Source organism: Rhodoplanes sp. Z2-YC6860, assembly GCF_001579845.1.
Lineage (GTDB): Bacteria > Pseudomonadota > Alphaproteobacteria > Rhizobiales > Xanthobacteraceae > Z2-YC6860.
Map to the genome: position 1 here is coordinate 670,929 of NZ_CP007440.1, position 16,922 is coordinate 687,850.

At 57.7% G+C, this 16,922-nt stretch carries 18 protein-coding genes and 1 pseudogene; 9 read left to right on the forward strand and 10 right to left on the reverse strand.

What is annotated here, in order from left to right:
• Positions 1-511: 511 nt before the first annotated feature.
• Genes RHPLAN_RS03125 through RHPLAN_RS03135 form a run of 3 tightly spaced genes read right to left on the reverse strand, consistent with a single transcriptional unit; the run spans position 512 to position 3,874 of the window.
• Complete coding sequence (locus RHPLAN_RS03125) at positions 512-1,411, reverse strand: plasmid partitioning protein RepB C-terminal domain-containing protein (protein WP_068013742.1); 900 nt, start codon at positions 1,409-1,411, stop codon at positions 512-514.
• Between the two features lies 1 nt (position 1,412).
• Complete coding sequence (locus tag RHPLAN_RS03130; protein ID WP_068013744.1) at positions 1,413-2,309, reverse strand: plasmid partitioning protein RepB C-terminal domain-containing protein; 897 nt, start codon at positions 2,307-2,309, stop codon at positions 1,413-1,415.
• Positions 2,306-3,874: a recombinase family protein gene (locus RHPLAN_RS03135; RefSeq protein WP_257730333.1), complete on the reverse strand. Its 1,569-nt coding sequence runs from the start codon at positions 3,872-3,874 to the stop codon at positions 2,306-2,308. Before RHPLAN_RS03135 ends, RHPLAN_RS03130 begins: the two co-directional genes overlap by 4 nt.
• A 125-nt stretch (positions 3,875-3,999) precedes the next feature.
• Between RHPLAN_RS03135 and RHPLAN_RS03140 the strand changes: the two genes are divergently transcribed.
• Positions 4,000-4,362, forward strand: a complete 363-nt coding sequence (locus tag RHPLAN_RS03140; protein ID WP_068013748.1) for a hypothetical protein — start codon at positions 4,000-4,002, stop codon at positions 4,360-4,362.
• 507 nt (positions 4,363-4,869) lie between these two features.
• Entirely contained in the window at positions 4,870-5,103 is a 234-nt protein-coding gene (locus tag RHPLAN_RS40405; RefSeq protein ID WP_068013750.1) for a hypothetical protein, read from the forward strand.
• On the opposite strand, the pseudogene RHPLAN_RS38120 reads toward RHPLAN_RS40405, so the two are convergent.
• The 3 genes and pseudogenes from RHPLAN_RS38120 to RHPLAN_RS38130 form a co-directional block, all read right to left on the reverse strand.
• Positions 5,066-5,293 (reverse strand): annotated as a pseudogene (locus RHPLAN_RS38120) (UBP-type zinc finger domain-containing protein); the annotation flags it as partial. The gene RHPLAN_RS40405 and the pseudogene RHPLAN_RS38120 overlap by 38 nt on opposite strands.
• 125 nt (positions 5,294-5,418) lie before the next feature.
• A complete protein-coding gene (locus RHPLAN_RS40410) occupies positions 5,419-6,384 on the reverse strand; it encodes a DUF2924 domain-containing protein (protein WP_237180035.1) in 966 nt (321 codons plus the stop codon).
• A gap of 217 nt (positions 6,385-6,601) precedes the next feature.
• Positions 6,602-6,838, reverse strand: a complete 237-nt coding sequence (locus RHPLAN_RS38130; RefSeq protein WP_084244219.1) for a helix-turn-helix transcriptional regulator — start codon at positions 6,836-6,838, stop codon at positions 6,602-6,604.
• 305 nt (positions 6,839-7,143) lie between these two features.
• Here RHPLAN_RS38130 and RHPLAN_RS03165 point away from each other — a divergent pair, with 305 nt between their 5' ends.
• Positions 7,144-7,563, forward strand: a complete 420-nt coding sequence (locus RHPLAN_RS03165) for an FAD-binding protein (RefSeq protein WP_198164687.1) — start codon at positions 7,144-7,146, stop codon at positions 7,561-7,563.
• Between the two features lie 881 nt (positions 7,564-8,444).
• Here RHPLAN_RS03165 and RHPLAN_RS38970 read toward each other — a convergent pair.
• Both RHPLAN_RS38970 and RHPLAN_RS38975 read right to left on the reverse strand, forming a co-directional pair.
• Positions 8,445-8,762, reverse strand: coding sequence for a hypothetical protein (locus tag RHPLAN_RS38970; RefSeq protein WP_157100025.1), 318 nt, complete (start codon positions 8,760-8,762; stop codon positions 8,445-8,447).
• Between the two features lie 402 nt (positions 8,763-9,164).
• Positions 9,165-9,365 carry a hypothetical protein gene (locus RHPLAN_RS38975; RefSeq protein ID WP_157100026.1) on the reverse strand — a complete coding sequence of 67 codons (201 nt, stop codon included), beginning with the start codon at positions 9,363-9,365 and terminating at the stop codon, positions 9,165-9,167.
• 500 nt (positions 9,366-9,865) lie between these two features.
• Here RHPLAN_RS38975 and RHPLAN_RS38980 point away from each other — a divergent pair, with 500 nt between their 5' ends.
• The 4 genes from RHPLAN_RS38980 to RHPLAN_RS38985 all read left to right on the forward strand — a co-directional run bounded on the left by RHPLAN_RS38980 (position 9,866) and on the right by RHPLAN_RS38985 (position 13,442).
• Positions 9,866-10,135 carry a hypothetical protein gene (locus RHPLAN_RS38980; protein ID WP_157100027.1) on the forward strand — a complete coding sequence of 90 codons (270 nt, stop codon included), beginning with the start codon at positions 9,866-9,868 and terminating at the stop codon, positions 10,133-10,135.
• 854 nt (positions 10,136-10,989) lie between these two features.
• The gene (locus RHPLAN_RS03170; protein WP_068013761.1) at positions 10,990-11,304 is read left to right on the forward strand and encodes a co-chaperone GroES; all 315 of its coding nucleotides are present in this window, start codon (positions 10,990-10,992) and stop codon (positions 11,302-11,304) included.
• A gap of 78 nt (positions 11,305-11,382) precedes the next feature.
• On the forward strand, positions 11,383-13,014 hold the full coding sequence (groL, locus tag RHPLAN_RS03175; RefSeq protein WP_068013763.1) for a chaperonin GroEL: 1,632 nt from the start codon (positions 11,383-11,385) through the stop codon (positions 13,012-13,014).
• Between the two features lie 179 nt (positions 13,015-13,193).
• Entirely contained in the window at positions 13,194-13,442 is a 249-nt protein-coding gene (locus tag RHPLAN_RS38985) for a hypothetical protein (protein ID WP_157100028.1), read from the forward strand.
• Between the two features lie 756 nt (positions 13,443-14,198).
• Here RHPLAN_RS38985 and RHPLAN_RS03180 read toward each other — a convergent pair.
• On the reverse strand, positions 14,199-14,513 hold the full coding sequence (locus RHPLAN_RS03180; protein ID WP_068013765.1) for a hypothetical protein: 315 nt from the start codon (positions 14,511-14,513) through the stop codon (positions 14,199-14,201).
• Positions 14,513-15,469: a sensor histidine kinase gene (locus RHPLAN_RS03185; RefSeq protein WP_084244223.1), complete on the reverse strand. Its 957-nt coding sequence runs from the start codon at positions 15,467-15,469 to the stop codon at positions 14,513-14,515. Before RHPLAN_RS03185 ends, RHPLAN_RS03180 begins: the two co-directional genes overlap by 1 nt.
• Before the next feature lie 160 nt (positions 15,470-15,629).
• On the opposite strand from RHPLAN_RS03185, the gene RHPLAN_RS03190 reads away from it, so the two are divergent.
• Positions 15,630-16,169 carry a PRC-barrel domain-containing protein gene (locus tag RHPLAN_RS03190; RefSeq protein ID WP_237180036.1) on the forward strand — a complete coding sequence of 180 codons (540 nt, stop codon included), beginning with the start codon at positions 15,630-15,632 and terminating at the stop codon, positions 16,167-16,169.
• Between the two features lie 170 nt (positions 16,170-16,339).
• Positions 16,340-16,810, forward strand: coding sequence for a BA14K family protein (locus RHPLAN_RS03195; RefSeq protein ID WP_068013772.1), 471 nt, complete (start codon positions 16,340-16,342; stop codon positions 16,808-16,810).
• Positions 16,811-16,922 lie beyond the last annotated feature (112 nt).

Genomic DNA, 16,922 nt, shown 5'->3' on the forward strand with positions numbered 1-16,922 from the left:
ATGAGAGCGAAGAATCGCGAAGCGATCAAAGCGGTTCTGGATCAGCTAGAAACTTGTGTAATTCTGCATAGCGAGCATACTAGGACGTCAAGACCAAGATCCTGGCGGCCTGATCCCTTACAGTCCGGAGGGTGGTGGCAGCGATACAGCGAAATTGAATGCACAGATGGCCCTCGCGTTAAGGTCCTGAGCCCTTTCCCAGGCACGTGACGTAAGCTGAAGATATTCAAGTGAGCTTGGTTCAAGGCCGAAGCATTGGTGTTAGAAAACGCTGGGGCGTGCCGGCGTAGCGTCCTCTTGATATGACTTCCGACACGCCCCTCGGCTCATGGCTCGAACCACATGATCGAGCCAATCCAGTCGGCCTATAGCAGCCGACTTAGTGGGCTCCGAACGGGTTCGCCGTCATTCCCACCGCCGCGCTTGATCCGCCCCATCGTGCGGCTTCTCCTGCGGTCCCCGCGCTTTCGGGTCCGGGTCCCCATCAACGGCCGTGTCCGGCTAATGGTCGTTAGGCCGCAACAGTTTCCGTCTCGGCCAGCTTCTGAAACTCAGTCAGGATGTCGCGATGATGCTGCGCCAAATAACGGACAACGCGCGCATTTCCGAGCAGCTTGCTGACGTAGCCATTGCTCAGCACGAGATCGAGATGGTCGGTGCCGTAAGCCTTCTCCGCTATCCTGAACTCGCGCTGCAGACTGACCGACTCCCGTTCCATCATGGCAATCTGCTCGTCGCTTAGTCCCTTCACATGCTTAGGCCTGTTGGATTCGACCAGTTGCGCCTGAGGGGTCGCCGCGACCAACGACCGCGCGTAACTGGTCGTAAATTTGTTCATAGCGACCATAAGCTCGGCGGCTTCGATTTGCCGCAACGGCACCATCTTTCTCAACTCGGCGAACGTGTGGAGAGCGAGGTGCTTGTCTTTGAGAATGTCTGCCACCTCTGCGCATATTCCATCCAGTAGGCGCCGTTTTCGAACGATGCTCTGAACATCAACGTTGAGCGCTTTGGCGATGCGGTCCTCGGGCACGCCGCGCTCGACTGCTTTCACGATCATCCGGTGCTCTTGGACTATCGCGAGCCGGTTGACGCGCTTGTTATATGTGAACGCCTCGTCGTCCGTAGAAATCAGACAAGTCACATCGGTGCGCCCCAATTCCTTGAGGACGTCGACCCGCAGATGCCCGTCGAGCAGGAGGTACTTGCCACGTTCGCTTTTGTCTCTTGCGACGACTGGCGGCTCAATGATGCCGACCTCGCGGATAGAAGCGGCGATTTGCGCGTACTTTGGTGTCTTCTTGATCGCCGCCGAGACCAGCTTGAGCGGCTGAATCTTAGCAATCTCAATACGCACCTGCGACTGCTCAAAGGCCATCACGACATTGGATGGGCTGGCTTTGCGTGGCATGTCAGGCTGATGCCGCCTCAATGCGCGTTGCCAGGTTCCTTGGGAGGGTTTCTAAGCCCTCGGCGCGCAGGAGGTTTCCGAAATTTTGATCGCCAAACAGCTTCCTCAAAGCTTCGGTAACAAACACGAGTCTGTTCCGGGTAGCTTCAGCCTTCCGGATTAGCAGGCGTTTACGATCAACGTCCTCTTGATAAGCTCGAATAAGAGCAGTTGACGAAAGTGGACGCTGGCGTTTGCCATTTTGGATACCTTTTGCTCTCAGTCCTTTGCCTCGTCGCTGTCGTTGTTCGACCAGGCGCCTAGCAGCGATGAGCTTGTGACCTCGTAGGAGCTTCTTTTCATAGGCCTGTTGGAGGATTGCCTGCGTCTCACTTTCTGTGGCCGATGCGATTTCGACGGCAATACTGACGGGGATCTGGCCCGCCTCGACTGCGCGGAGGAGGCGATGCTCGCCACGTTGCAATAACCGAAGAACGGCCCGTACGTATTCGATCGTCAGACCAGTCTTACAGGCGATTGTACTGTCATTGTATCCGCGCTCCTTTAGTCCTTGGATATCATGGAGCAAATCGATGGCGCGGTGCTGCCGTCGAGCTAGATTTTCGACGAGGCTCATGACCATGCAGTCTTCGGTATCCGCGACGACAACGATGGCCGGTATCTCGTGTTGGCCGAGCGCTTGATAAGCCTCTAGCCGGCCTTGACCGCATACCAGGTCATATCGCGGTCCGTCGGGATCATCACGGCGAGTGACCGTTATTGGACGCTTAAGGCCGACCTCCGCAATGTTCTCGATAATTTCGCTGAACACCCTTTTGTTTCGAATGCGAGGATTGATCACCGTGATGCGGTCCAGTGGGATCAACTGGACATCGGCTTCGTTCGACAAATCGTTCATGCGACCTCTCGCAGATTTGCTCGAGCAGCCATTCCGAACAGGGGGTCGAGCGTTTCGAACCGGTAGGAATCAATAGAAATCCCGTTGTCTTGCGAAAGCCGAATGCGCGGTGCAGTCATATCGATGCGGGGCAGAAGGTAATAATCGAGAGCCCGTTCGTTAGGCTGGTCCATTCGTATCGCTACGGTGATGTCCGGCCACAGCCCTGTATCGAAGCGAATGTTCCAACGGAGCGACCCTGCCGCGGTCATTTGGCATCGAACCACGACGATCGAGGCTGTGAACTCGTCGTTGACTATCAGAAGATCCGTTTCCTGATCTTGTTCGATCGATCCGCCGGCGTCCTGAATTCCCTTAATCGCTTCGGCCACGATTTGTGGGTGCATGAGTCGAAGCGCGCGGTTGATTTGGATGTAGCTGTAGTCGCGATCCGGCGTGAACCCGACCAGCTCGTAAGCACGCAGCAAGCTTCCAAATCTATTCTGGTATGCGCTGCTAGAGGGAAGGCGATCGCTTTCGTCAATAATCAGTCCTGACAGATAGCCATTTTGCTCCAGCAGTTGCTGCAATCCAGAGAGCATGTCCTCGTCGGTGAAGTAGTACGACCGCTCTCGAATGAGTTGTTGAGCTGCATTGAATAGCGTCCGATCAACGATGGCATCGAAGGCGTTCTCAGCTCGAATCCACATATCGGGGCTGTTGTGAACCCGCTTGCGCTTCAATTTGAACGAAGCGCGATTCCAAACGTTGTTGCCGATATATTTCTCGTTGATCAGGATCTGATGAACGGTGCCACGGGTCCATTGCCGTCCCAGATCAGTATTCTTTCCCTGCGCGTTCAGCGCATCGGCGATATCCCGCTCAAGCTTTCCTTCTTTCACGAACGACCGATATATCCACCGGACAGTTTCAACTTCCTCCTGGGGCCCGGGCACCAACACCACGCGATCAGTTTGGATGCTCTTCTGCTCGCCGCGAGCCAGTTCGCCTTTCGCCGCACCGCTTTGGTCGATTAGGCTTCGCCGCAAGCCATACCCAGGCGGTCCGCCTTGGCGGTAGCCAAGCTCAATAAGCCGACATTGGCCCGTGAAGACCTTGACGGAGAGCTCGCGGCTGTACTCGCCGGCCATCGCCCGCTTCACGCCCTTCACAATGGTCGAGACAGGGCTGCCGTCATTTTCAAATTGCTCGGCGCAGTACTGCACTGCAATGCCGGCGCGTTTGCAAATGTACTCGTAGTAGGCGCTCTCATCCGCGTCCTGAAAGCGGCCCCATCGGCTTACGTCGTAAACGAGGATGGTGCTGAAATCGGCTTTGTTGGCCTGCACATCGTCGATCAGCTGCTTGAGCGCGTCCCGACCATCTAAGCTCAATCCGCTTTTGCCCTGGTCGGCGTACGTTTTGACGATTTCTATCCCACGCGCGGCGGCGTAGCGCTCTATGGCTTCACCTTGGTTTTCGGTTGAATATTTCTGATGTTCGGTCGACATCCGAACGTATTGTGCGGCACGAACCTGCTTGCCCTGAACGTGGCCACTGCGGCCGGGCGACAGCTCTTCTCGCACGCGACTCTCCCCCGACCTTCATGCCTTAGCCGGATACCGAAGATCGGCGCCCAACCAGAGCGCCGTCGTCACCTTCGGAGCAAGTTCGTGATCAACCCTCTTTATGCCACGGAGGGTCCGGCAGAATGTTGCCGAAAAAGGGCATAGTTTTTCCGACGGGCGAGAATCTTGGATCGTATCCCCACGCCATCGCTTATGCTTTGAAATGCGAACTGGGCTCGACCCATCAGGCGGTCAAAACCGTGATGGCTTGGACGGGCGCGGGTGAGCGAACGGTGAAGAACTGGCTGTCGGAGGTCAGTGGGCCTAGCGGGGAGCACCTGCTCGCGCTGGTCCGACATTCCGACCTGGTGCTGCAGACCGTGCTAGTCCTGGCCGGCCGCCACCATGTCGCCTACGTTCAAAATTTGGTCGAAGTCAGGAACAGGCTGGCGGAGACGGTCCAGCAAATCGATGCGTCTCTACACAACGACCAACCCGTCGAATAGGGCGGCCGGGGCTCCAATTCTCTGAATTTTCATCAGAAGTTCGAAGTTTCTCTCGCCTCGGTCCGCGTCGAAGTTCGCCGGACTACGACGGGCTACTGCTTGCTACACTGGAGAATGTTGGATCCCAGTTCCTCTCCCTCCGCCAGTCCCTTTTAGAACTGGATTCTCTAGAGCCCAGCGGGGGCGCTTTCAACCGCCGGAATTTGCAGGTTTTTCGTTTGGAACTCAGTACTGGTCGCCGGCGAGGCGGGTCCGAAATCGTTCTCTGATGCCTTTTTTTCTCCAGACCTCCGTACTTGTGCTCGGAAGTACTGAGGTCGCAAAGCCAGCAAAAATGCGGGTGAGCAATATCGCGAGTTCGAATCCCTCTCGCTCACCCACAGAACCGGACTCATCTTGGTAGTTCGCGATTCTGCTCGTCGCCCTCCGCTGGCGTGGACTGACCATGGTAGGCATCTGGGCTCGCCGGAGGTTCGTATAGTCGAGCAGGCTCCTGACGGTATCCTCATGCTCGGGCCAGCCGGAGAGGCGCTGGTGCAATCGCGCGAGTTCTTCGCGGTGTTCGAGAGCGCGCAGGAGTGGCGTCTCGTCACCGGCGGACACGAGCTCGGCCGCCTGCCGATTTCGTTTCCCGTGCATAAGGACAGCTTAGTCGTGTTCGCAGGACGGCGTTGGATCGTCCAGGCCGTCGATGAGCGGGCGTCCATCCCCAGCCTTCAGGCGGGTCGTAACCTTCAATGATGGGGTGACTGGTGGCCTGAAAATGCTTCGTCGCATGACGTCCGGGCGATTGGTCGCAACATCCGACGTGGCCGCAGGTTCGGCATACGCGCAAATGCAACCATGCGCTTCCTGTTTCCAGGCATTCCTGACAACCGAGCGTGCGCGGGGTCACCGTTTTGATCGTCGGCAGATGTGTGCATCGTGCCATTGCTTGCACCATGTGTTTTGTTCTGCAATCCGTCTAGCTTAACACTTGCGCTATCGGCGAACGAGGGCCGCAGATCTGATGCCGAAAAATAATCGGGCTGTCAGATGTAACAAGAATGCGAAGCCTTAGCGCTCTGCGAATGTGGCTCGTTGGGCTGCCCAGATCGGCGAAATCGACACCGCCAGCGTCTGGACAGTAAACTGCGTTCGGCCGTCCGATGCGGCCTCAACGATATCGGGCGCAAGCAAATTGAGGCGAAGAATTCTCGTCACGTAGGATTCGTCAATTCGCTCAGCTTTGGCTAGATCGCTGACCGTCGCGTATTTGCCGTCATCAAGCTTCTGTTTCCAACGATAGGCGCGGGCCAGGGCTTTGCCGATCGAATCGTCGAAGCGAGTCTTTGGTGTCTGGTGAGCTGTTTCGCCGATGATCGTCTTGCGTCCGCCGCGAACGGTAAACCTGAGCGGCACATGGACAGTCACTGTCGAAGGCGGCAGACGTCTGTTGGTATTCATGCCGCTTGATCCTGCTGCTCGGCGGCGCCCCGCAGATCCTGCACCAAAGCGCCGAGGCCGTCGGTTCGCAACGTGATGTCTGCGCCGCTTGCGCCAATTTCGACACGATCGACCAGCAACTGAACGATCCGCGACTGTTCGGCCGGAAAGAGTTCGTTCCAAACGTCGTTGAATCGATGGAGGTGATCCGTGACCTGCCGCTCCGTCAACTGCCGAGAGCGAGGTGTAGGGGCGGCCCTTGTACTCGAAGTCCTCGTCGCGAACCGTGACGCAGTGCTCGACGCCCTGCCACTCGCGGATCAGTCGGGTGCCGGCGATCGGGCGCGTCTCAGTTGCCCGGCGACGTCGGCCGGCCTTGCCTTCCAACTCGTCCGCCAAGGCTTCCAGCCGTTCGATAGTCTCGGGTTTGAGCCCGCCATAGGCCAGCTCCTGGATGCGGTAGGCCAGCCGGCTTTCCAAGTAGCGCCGATTGTAGAGGGGAGGCTCCTTCTCAAATAACTCGCGCCACTTTTGCCGCAGGGCGCCAATGGGGGCGGTTTTCAGGGCGGCCAGCTGGGCCAATACGGGGTCAGCCATTCGACGTTCTCCGATCCATGGGGGTCGGATGCACGCTCTGCCCGGGCAGGATGTGAAGTGAACTTTCTCCGGTGTGGGCGGAGACTTCGCTGGACTTCCGGGCCAAAGCACGCTGGAGGCCGACGGCGAAGATTCCGGCGGCTTCACGCAATCGTTCGCCGGAGCTAACCGGAATGGATTGCTGAGGACGGTATTTTTCGCTCCACATGGCGCTGCCTCAGCTTTGAGCTTCGGGCGCCGCCGGTCCTTTCCGTTCTCTTTGTCTTTCGCGCCGATCGCACTCCTCTTGCCAAGCGTCGATTTCGTCCTGGTAATAGTAAACGATGCGAGGCCCGCACCGATGATATGGAGGGCCACCACCGTTCATGCGCCACTTCGCAAGTGTCGAACGGCTCACTTCAAGATATTCCGCAGCTTTTGCGGCACGCAGCTTTTTTCGACTGTTGGCGGTCATTGTCGATCATCCCGTCAAATGTGATTCCACATCTGGCATCGACGGGTACTGATCGGTGCTTGAGTCGTCAGGTTACGTAATTGGACCGATTTCGTAACTTGAGGTCCTCGATGAGCCCCTAAATCGAAAGGTTGTACAACGGCTCCAGCTTGCGACCGGGCCGCACCATATGGACCAGGCGATGACGAAGGCGATGCAGGTTGCCGACCCATACTATAAGCAGGGCGACAAGGTCCTGCGCGACAGGGTCGAGGGGTTATTGGCGAACTCGCCGTATGTGCGCAAGGCGCGATACGCTGGCCGAGTTGGCAAAGCGAATTGAGGTCGATGCGCCGACGTTTCTCGCCACGGTCGAACGCTATAACGGCGCCTTTGCCGAAGGCTTGAAAAACGAGCCTGAGTTCGGCAAGCCCCTTCGACAGTCCAAGCCGTTCGACACACCGCCGTACTACGCGATGCAGATATTCCCGATGGCGCGAAAAAACTTCGGCGGCGTGAAGACCGACCTGAAGTGCCGCGTGCTCGACAAGCATTTCGAGCCGATTGCCGGCCTCTACGCCGCCGGCGAGGTCGCGGGCATGGCGGGTGGGCACATCAATGGCCGCGCGGGGCTTGAAGGCACAATGCTCGGGCCTTCGATATTCAGCGGGCGTGTGGCGGGCGGCTGGGCTGCCAGGGAAGCCGGCTACGGTGCTGGGTTCGTCGGCAAACCCAACCGAACGTAGGTCGCCGGGATCGCGACGGGCACGATTCGCGCCTGACAGCATTCGCTTGGTGGCTTAAGCAAGCGGAATTAGGCTCTATACTGACATCAACGAGCTGGGCGGCATGGATGCTTCTTGCGTAACAGCTAACGTTGGTCATCCAACTGACAACTCCCAGTTATCGGACAATCTTCGATCGAGGAAGGCGGTCACGCCGGCGGTGTTCTTGAATTGCACCTTGCCGGCACAAGCTTTTATATCTTGCACTGTCGTTGCGCATCCGATTTGCGTAGCAGTCGGTGCTAAGTTTCAAATGTTCGGCCTAGCCGCTTCGAACTACGATTTGATCGGCCTGGCCGATGACTTGGCCGAGAAGTGCCTTCTGCCTTCAATCCCAGCAGCAGCGACTTATTGTGCTGTTCCTCTATCCACGCTGTAGACCTGACAATGACCGCATTCTGCACATGCATAAGTGCGAAGTTCCAAGCTATTGTCCTCGGGGTCCGGCGTCACGAGTGTGCTGACCATTGTTCCCGAACAGATAGCGCAAAGTGACGCTGCCATAGCCGCGAGCCGCTCTTTCGATGCCATCGTTTGCTTTCCTCGGAGCTATGTCTTGCTCATTGCCCGTGTTCGGCTTTCTGTAGCGGCCGCCGGAAGCTGTCAGTGGTTTTACCCGAAACGTGTCGGGACATTCGCGGGTGAATCTGCCGAATGTTCGAGGGAGTGCCTGCTGCGACAGTGGCTTCGTCTGCGCGGGTGCAAGAATCTCGCGGACCAGTTCGATCGGATAGAGCGTCATCAGTCACCTAAGAAGAATTTCTGCCCGATGCAGCTTCATGTTCGATGTTTGCAATAAAGAGCGATCCGATTTCGCAGCGGCGCGATGTGCAAGGATCCCCTCATTGTAGAGCCCGCTCTTCCTTCTCGGAGCGGACTTGCGAGAAATTGATAGTTCGACTGAATTCTCCAGCGTTTGAATGGAACAGGGCGAAGACACGTTCGGCCAGAATCTGGGCGGCCGGCGAAACTTGAAATTGCCGAGATCCAGGTGTTCTCAACTGACGCAAATACAGCTCCAACATCTCAACAGTGCTGCCATGCCTCAATCGATTCAAAATCTCTGCTGCGTAATGTCCGACTTCGGTTGATGACAAATTGTCCGACAAGCCCTCATTGCGGCGAATTAAACCTTTTATGCTCTCCAATAAGGCAGTCATTCGATACTCTTTTGTTGGGCGTGATGATGTCACAACTCACCGTCAAATCCGCTCCAAACAGTAAGTCTCATTTCGTGTTCGCATGCCGGGCATCTGAAGGTACGAATCTCTGTTTCGTGCGTCGCTGCCGGCCGATCTCCACCCACCAATTTCATCTCGGTGCTACACCGGCAAATTGGCAGCTCTGTTGAGCCGGGCTCCAACAACCGCTCGATTACCAAGCCATCCTCCAACTTTACGGTGTTGCATGTACCGTCACCGCCGCGGTGTTCATATCGACGATGATGGCGACTCCCATGATAGCTACAGCAAAGAACCCCAAAATCGCCTACACCCGTATTGAAGTTAGAGGCTCGTGCAGAGCGCGCGGCCTCCAACGCACCCTGTAAGAAGATTCGTTTTTCAATTTGAATCCTTTTTTCCTTGCAGCGGCTTGAGTCGAGCAATGAAGCGTGGTCCGTCCCACAGCTCGATTTCATCTTCGTCCACCAGTTGCTGTGCCTGTTGGATGCCATCCTGCTCATTTGTGCAGACAATGACGACAGACGGAGTGGCTGCAACCTTGTGGTTTTTGCTGACCGGATAAGCCCGAAAGCTAGGCACAGAGCATCTCCCGCATGAACGAGAGCGCTGGAGCGTCTCTCAGTCCTCACAGGCCTAAGTCATCGGCGAGGATGATCGAACGTAGGGAGGCGCAGCATGATTAGATAGCCGACTGCGATAATTATTACGGGCCGCCTGGAAAGTGGTCCGTTTTGAACAGTCGTGCCACTCGATCGCGCGCATGGTGGCGGTATCGTCGAAACGATTTCGGGCTTCGGCGGTCGAGAGAATTTTTCTTGCTTCCGCCTGATATGAACATCAGGCCCTGATCCATTCCATATCCAGACTTGAGGTTGAAGTGGCTTCCTCGGGCGGATCCGCGCTTGCTTCGCCGCGACGAAGCACAAACAGGAGACGATCACATATGACGACCGACAAGTCAGGCGGCATCCGGAAAACTCTCACCGGCATTTTGGCGGCGAGCGCACTCCTCGGGGTTTATGCGCTAGGCGCTCTCGCTGTATCCGGCGTGATGCTGACCTCAGCGACAACAGACGCGAATGCTCAACGTGGGCGTGGTGCGCGGGGCAGAGGTGGCGGCGGTCGCGGACGTGGCTTTTCGCGAGGCGGAATTTGGGCGCCGGCACTTTGCCACCGCCAATGGAGCAGCCGTCGCGTTTATTGCAACTAGTCTCGACAGACATCTGGCCTGCGTCAAAATAGCGGCTTTTCATCGAAGATTGGGTTTTTCGTCGCGGAAGGGATTTCCATGCGAATATCGTTCGCTTGCATTGCAGTTGTGGCTTCAGTCGCTCTTGCCGGATGCCTAGAGGGCGCCCCAGGAGCCAAAGGGGAAAAAGGCGATCGAGGTGAGCAGGGCGCCGCTGGCCCAGCAGGTCCGGTGGGCCCAGCTGGTCCTGCTGGGCCCATGGCGTCGCAATCGTTAAGGCCAGTCCGAATGAGCAACTGCCCGGAAGATCGATGCGAAATGTCATGCACCGCACAAGAGGAGCTCGTATCTGCCACTTGCCTTGGTGGTCAAATCGGAATTGATGGAATACGTGTCGTTTGCAGCAACGCCCAAGGTGCAATTGGCCTCTGTGTGCGTCGCTGAGGGTGCACCTTTCCCACAAATTCGCGGGAATCACAGCTATTTGTTCAAGCCAGGACTTGTACTGGCTTGTTTGGTATTTACTTCGAGTGGTGAAGCATCGGCTGCGTTGAGCGGACTGACGCCGTAGCCCCCGCCAAAAAAATTCTGTCGCTCACGTTTGGCCGCGCACTTTCTGGCGCAAGGTCAGCGGAGGAAATTGCATGGTTCATGACCACTATCTCGATCACCAACCGAAGCGCGGTGCAAACATCGTAAGCTGGTTCTTGTTAGCGATCTTTATCAGCTTCTTTGTGGGCTTCTTTGCCCGCAGTGCAATCTGGTGATCACCGAGGCTTCACTCATCGGGAGCCGCGACTTCAACAGAATATGCGTTATCGATGGACGGCGCTCCAGCCTCGCTGCGGGTGGGAGGATCAGCTCAATCGTTGGGGTGATCAAGGCAGAAGCAATCTGTGTCGGCCGCCATCCTGCTGGCGACGTTGCCCGTGATTCTGCGCAGATCGACGCTTCGGGCGGTCATCGACCGTGCGAAGCCTGAACATAACGAATAGTCCTAACAAGGAGTGATCGATGAAATTCCGTCCATTGCATGATCGGATCGTGATTAAACGCATCGAAGCTGACGCAAAAAGCGCCGGCGGCATCATCATTCCCGATACCGTGAAGGAAAAGCCGCAGCAAGGCGTGATCTTGGCGGTCGGACCCGGCGGGCGCGACGAGAGCGGCAAGCTCATCCCGATCGACATCAAAATCGGCGACCGCGTGCTGTTCGGAAAATGGTCCGGCACAGAGGTCAGGATCGATGATGACGACTACCTGATCATGAAGGAAAGCGACGTGATGGGCGTGTTGGTCGAGTTGGAGGCACGCCAGAAAGGTGCTTAACGGAGAGCTTTGCCCTCGTGGGTGGCCGCCACATCACTTCCCGATGAAACAAATGCTTTTCTCAAGGAGATTTCGAAAATGTCCGCCAAGGAAGTCAGATTTTCGGTCGACGCGCGCGACAGGATGTTGCGCGGCATCGATACGCTTGCCCACGCGGTCCGCGTGACGCTCGGTCCCAAGGGTCGCAATGTCGTTCTCGACAAGTCCTACGGTGCGCCCCGCATCACCAAGGACGGGGTCACGGTTGCCAAGGAGATCGAGCTTGAGGACAAGTTCGAGAACATGGGCGCGCAGATGGTGCGCGAGGTCGCGTCCAGGACCTCTGACGCAGCCGGTGACGGCACCACCACCGCAACTGTGCTGGCTCACGCGATTGTCCGGGAGGGCGCCAAAGCGGTTGCAGCCGGCATGAACCCGATGGACCTCAAGCGGGGCGTTGACCTCGCCGTCGAAGCGGTGGTCGCTGACCTGCAGAAGAATTCCAAGAAGGTCACGTCGAATGAGGAGATCGCCCAAGTTGGCACCATCTCGGCGAATGGGGATGCGGAGATTGGGCGCTTTCTAGCCGATGCCATGAAGAAAGTGGGCAATGAGGGGGTGATCACCATCGAGGAGGCCAAGTCTATCGAGACGGAGCTGGAGGTGGTCGAAGGTATGCAGTTCGACCGCGGCTATGCGTCTCCTTATTTTATCACCAACACGGACAAGATGCGGGCCGAGTTGGATGACCCATATGTCCTGATCTATGAGAAGAAGCTTTCGGGGTTGCAGGAATTGCTGCCTTTGCTCGAGGCCGTGGTGCAGACCTCGAAGCCTCTGGTCATCATTGCCGAGGAGATCGAGGGTGAAGCCCTCGCCACGCTCGTGGTCAACAAGTTGCGCGGCGGACTGAAGGTCGCGGCCGTCAAGGCACCCGGCTTTGGGGATCGCCGCAAGGCCATGCTGGAGGACATCGCCGTCGTCACCGGCGGCCAGGCGATCAGCGACGACCTCGGTATCAAGCTCGATAACGTGACGCTCGCCATGCTGGGTCGCGCCAAGAAGGTGACGATCGAGAAAGAGAGTACCACGATCGTCAGTGGTGCCGGCAAGAAGAACGACATCGAGGCGCGCATCTATCAGATCAAGACGCAGATCGACGAGACCGCATCCGATTACGACCGCGAGAAGCTTCAGGAGCGGCTCGCCAAGCTTTCTGGTGGAGTCGCGGTGCTCCGCGTCGGCGGCGCCACCGAGATCGAGGTCAAGGAGCGCAAGGATCGTGTCGACGACGCGATGCATGCGACCAGGGCCGCTGTCGAGGAAGGCATTCTACCGGGCGGCGGCGTGGCGCTGCTGCGTGCCAGCCAGGCGTTGACCAGGTTGCGGCCGGCCAACGACGATCAGAGGACTGGCATCGAAATCGTGCGCAAGGCGCTGTCCTGGCCCGCGCGCCAGATCGTGCTCAATTCCGGTGAAGACGGATCCGTCGTTATCGGCAAAATCCTCGAGAAAGACAGTTATGCCTTCGGCTTCGATGCGCAGACCGGTGAGTACGGCAATATGCTGACCAAGGGTATCATCGATCCGACCAAGGTCGTTCGTGCCGCGCTACAAGGCGCGGCCTCTGTCGCCGGCCTCCTCATCACCACCGAAGCGATGATCGCAGAGCTACCGAACAAGAATGGGATCGCGCCTGCCATGCCGTCTGGCTGCGGTATGGGCTTCTAGCTGGCAATAATTGATGCACTCACACCGTGAGATGTCTTGTCCTGACCCGGCTCTTTGCCCACGAAGCTTTCAAAGGAGGAATCCATGAGTTTCTACTTTCGGATCAGTCCGTGGCTGGTGCCCCCGCTGGTGGTGCCCGCGTTGCTTGTAGTTTTGATTGCCGCAACGAGGCTGGCCCAATGACCATCGCCACAAGATTTGGAAAAAAGCTGAAGGTCCCCTCGACTTTTCAAATTAAACATCAGCTTTTGCTCTTGTGGCTAAGAGACCAGTTGGCAAGAGAAGCTGCCGAAGACAAAACAGACGAAGGAGTGGTCGGCAGGGGTAGAGCAATAGCCGAAGGCACCATTCAAGCGACGCCACCTTGCATCACGGGGGCACCACTACGGGCGGCGTGTTCGTATGAGACGCCGCTTGAGCTTGCCTAGAGGTTTTGCCTTGGCGAGCGGCCAACTGAGGCGGCTTACTTCTTCTTATCTTGCGATTGCTGCTGTCGAGGCTGGAATTGGAGATGAAGTTGTTGGATTGCGCCAGAATCGCAAAACTCCACCATCCCACATGCCGGACAGGTGAATGCGGCGGCTGAAGTGATCATCAAAGGCTTCCCGCAGTAGAGGCAATTTGGTTGGGGCAAATGGGCGTGCTCCCGAGGTCTGGAAAAAGCGCCCGCCGAAGGAGTGCCCCAGCGAGCGCTATCCGGCGTACCTACCGGATATGCAATGCAGAACTCTACTGCGAAGTAGAGGCGGGGACTGTTCTAAATGGCTCACATTTGAAAATGAAAGCAGGCCACCGCTCGATTCAAAATCGGCCCGGGGTCGAAACAGGCCAGAACCAGAAATTTGGCCGACCACGACTGCGGCGAGGAAGAATGAAAGAGGCGGGCTACTGCTTGCGATCGTGTTCGGTGATGTCTTCGGCGATGCGATCCCAGGTGCCGGCGATATGTTCCAACATCACCCGATGAGCCTGTGTCATCGTCTGCTCAGCCAATGAGCGGCAAGCAGCCGCTTCGACGCGGCATTGGTGTGCGATCAATTCAGGCTGTGCGCTCATAAGGAGGATTATGCTCTTTTATTCAAACTAGTAGGCCACCGCTCAATTTAAAATCGGCCACCAGGGGTCGAAACAGGCCGGTACCCACTGTTTCTTACCTCGCCTTGCTCCATCTCCCGTCGATTAGACTATGGCTGTGGGTTAATGGGTCTATGTCCCAGGTCCGCGCCGTCGTCGTCTTGCGACTCATGGGGCGCAGCATCGCGATTCAGCGCTGCCTGGAGCTCGCGTGGGTCGATGATCAGCATTTCGATCGAGGACGAGTGTGGTGCCGGCGCCATGATCATGGTCGACACGCGGCGGTAGACCGGAAAGGACAGTCCCTCGATCAGTTCCTCGTCCGTCACCACCTCGTACGCGCCGGCGGGCAGCGTCCGGCCGATGTCTTTCAACGAAAACGGACGGACGAAGGTGACTGTGTTTCGCTTGGTGCGCATCGTCATCAGAAATTGACCGTGAAACGCGTGCCGCGCCCGTTGTCGCCAGGCAGGATGCGCAGCTCGCCGCCGATCTGCTGCACGAGTGACAACACGATTTTCATTCCCAGCCCGTTGCCGTGCTCTGGGTTGAACCCGGCAGGGAGTCCTGGCCCGTCGTCGATGACCGATAAGCGCCGATCGGCTTGCGACGCGGCTTCGATCCGAACGGTAACGTGGCCCTCCGCGTATTTGGCAGCATTGGTGACGAGCTCGTTGACGATGAAGCCGAGTGGGATCGCACGCGTCGTTGGGATCTCGACGTCCGCGCCTTCGACCACAATGGCGTAGCCGCTGCCGTCTTGGGACAACAACGCGGACAGGTCTTCGCACAGGTTCTGGAGATATACCTTGAACTCGACACGCTCCTGATGATCGAGAAGATGCAGCCGGCGATGCACGCGTGCCAGCGACGCGACGCGACGGGCCGCGATCATTAGTTGATCAGTCGCTTCCGGCGTCTTCGCGGACCGGCTCTGCAACGACAGAAGACTGGCGATCACCTGCATGCCGTTGACCAGCCGATGCTCGAACTCCTGAGCCAGCATAGCCTGGCGCTCCGAAAGCTCTTTCTTCTCTCGCAGATATGTCTCCTCGCGTGCGAGCGCAGCCTCCAATTCGGCTGCCAGAACGTCGTAGGGCTTTCGGTCCTGCCGATCATGAATTGGCACTCTCCGAACGAGCATCGGAAAGCCGGCTTCGCCTGTTTGTCCACTCATGATTCGCCCTCCTGTTTGTCGCGGTGTGAGCTGAAAGGCCTGCTTTGGAATTACGCCCGCCGGGACGATCTTCCGGGGATTCTCGGCGGGCGCTGCACCCGGAGGGCTCTCGAAGGGAGCGCGTGATCCGGACATCGCGGGGAATATCTGCCGTGCGAAGTTCAGCGTTCCACCTGCGGGATCAATCCCAGTCTCGTTCACCATTTCACGCCGCGCAGGCCCTGACTGTCTCAAACCGCTCACTTATCGGAAACACATGCCGCCCGGCTCATGTTCGGCCGCGGCATGCCGATATCCTGGCGTATTCAGGAACTTTTTCCTCTAATCCGGGTTGCTTCACAGGGGAAACATCTGGAGATTTTTTATGTCTATGAAATACCTGGCGGCAGCAATGCTCGCCTCGACCTTATTGTCCGTTCCGGCATTTGCAGAATCCGTTCAGAAGTCGGTCAGCGCGAACGTAGCGACCTCGCAGGCTGCGATGCAGCAGGTAGGGACGTGGCGGACTTCAAAGCTGATCGGCCTCAATGTCTACAACAACGAGGATAAGATCGGCGACATCAATGAACTGATCTCCGATTCATCCGGCAGGATCGACTCCGTCGTGATCGGTGTGGGTGGCTTTCTAGGCATGGGCGAACGAAACGTCGTCCTGGCGTGGAATCAACTCAAATTTGGCATGGAGCCTCGCTCCGCCAACGCGGCCTCCAAGTCCACCACAACTTCCAGCACGACTGGCGCCGGCGCTCCGGTCGTGACCAAGACGACGACAACGGCCGGAAACCTCGACCATCCTGACCATGCCGTCGTGAACATCTCGAAGGACCAACTGGCGTTGCTACCGGTGTTCAAATATCTGAGCGACACCAACACGCCGCCGACGGCGCCGTCCCAGTCACGCTGAGAAGGCCTCCGCATTCGCCAAAGAACTCGCAAACGAGCTCGCCGGCATGGCTCGCAAAAGAACCCGCCGGCGGGCCCGGGCGCCATCGAGATAGCATTCTTGTTGAATGAAATCCTGGCACCCTGAATCGACAAATCGTCTCTGAACAGAAAACCATTGGAGAATTCATCATGCATACGTCTTCCAAGATCATTGCCGTTGCGCTGTTGACCGCTGCGGCACCGTGGTTTGTTTCGACCGCTTCGGCGCTGCCGGCGTCGTCGCCACTCGCCCTTCACACCGCTGTGGCGCCCACCTTTGAGGCCGTGCGCTATCGCGGTCGCGGCTACGTCGGTGCAGGCATCGGCCTTGCCGCCGGTGCGATTATCGGCGGGGCAATCCTGAACGCGACACAACCGCGCGGTTACTACGGCTACGACGGCGGTTATGGCTACGGTGCCTATGGTTACGATCAGGGCTACGGTGGCTACGATTCCGATTATGTCGAAGCCCCGAGCTATCGTTACGGTCCGGGCCCCGTGTACCGCCAGAGCTACGTCGAGGGAGGCAATGATGCCGGCTATTGCCAGCAGCGCTATCGCTCCTATGACCCGGCCTCTGGCACCTATCTCGGTTACGACGGCCTGCGCCATCCGTGTTGATGGCGGGCGTTTGAATGCGCCCGGATGGTGCATCCGCCGGGCGGTGACTTGGAGGCCGCCTCTCGGGGCGGCTTTTCTTTTTGTGCCGCATGCGTTGCCGCGCGGAGCCCGT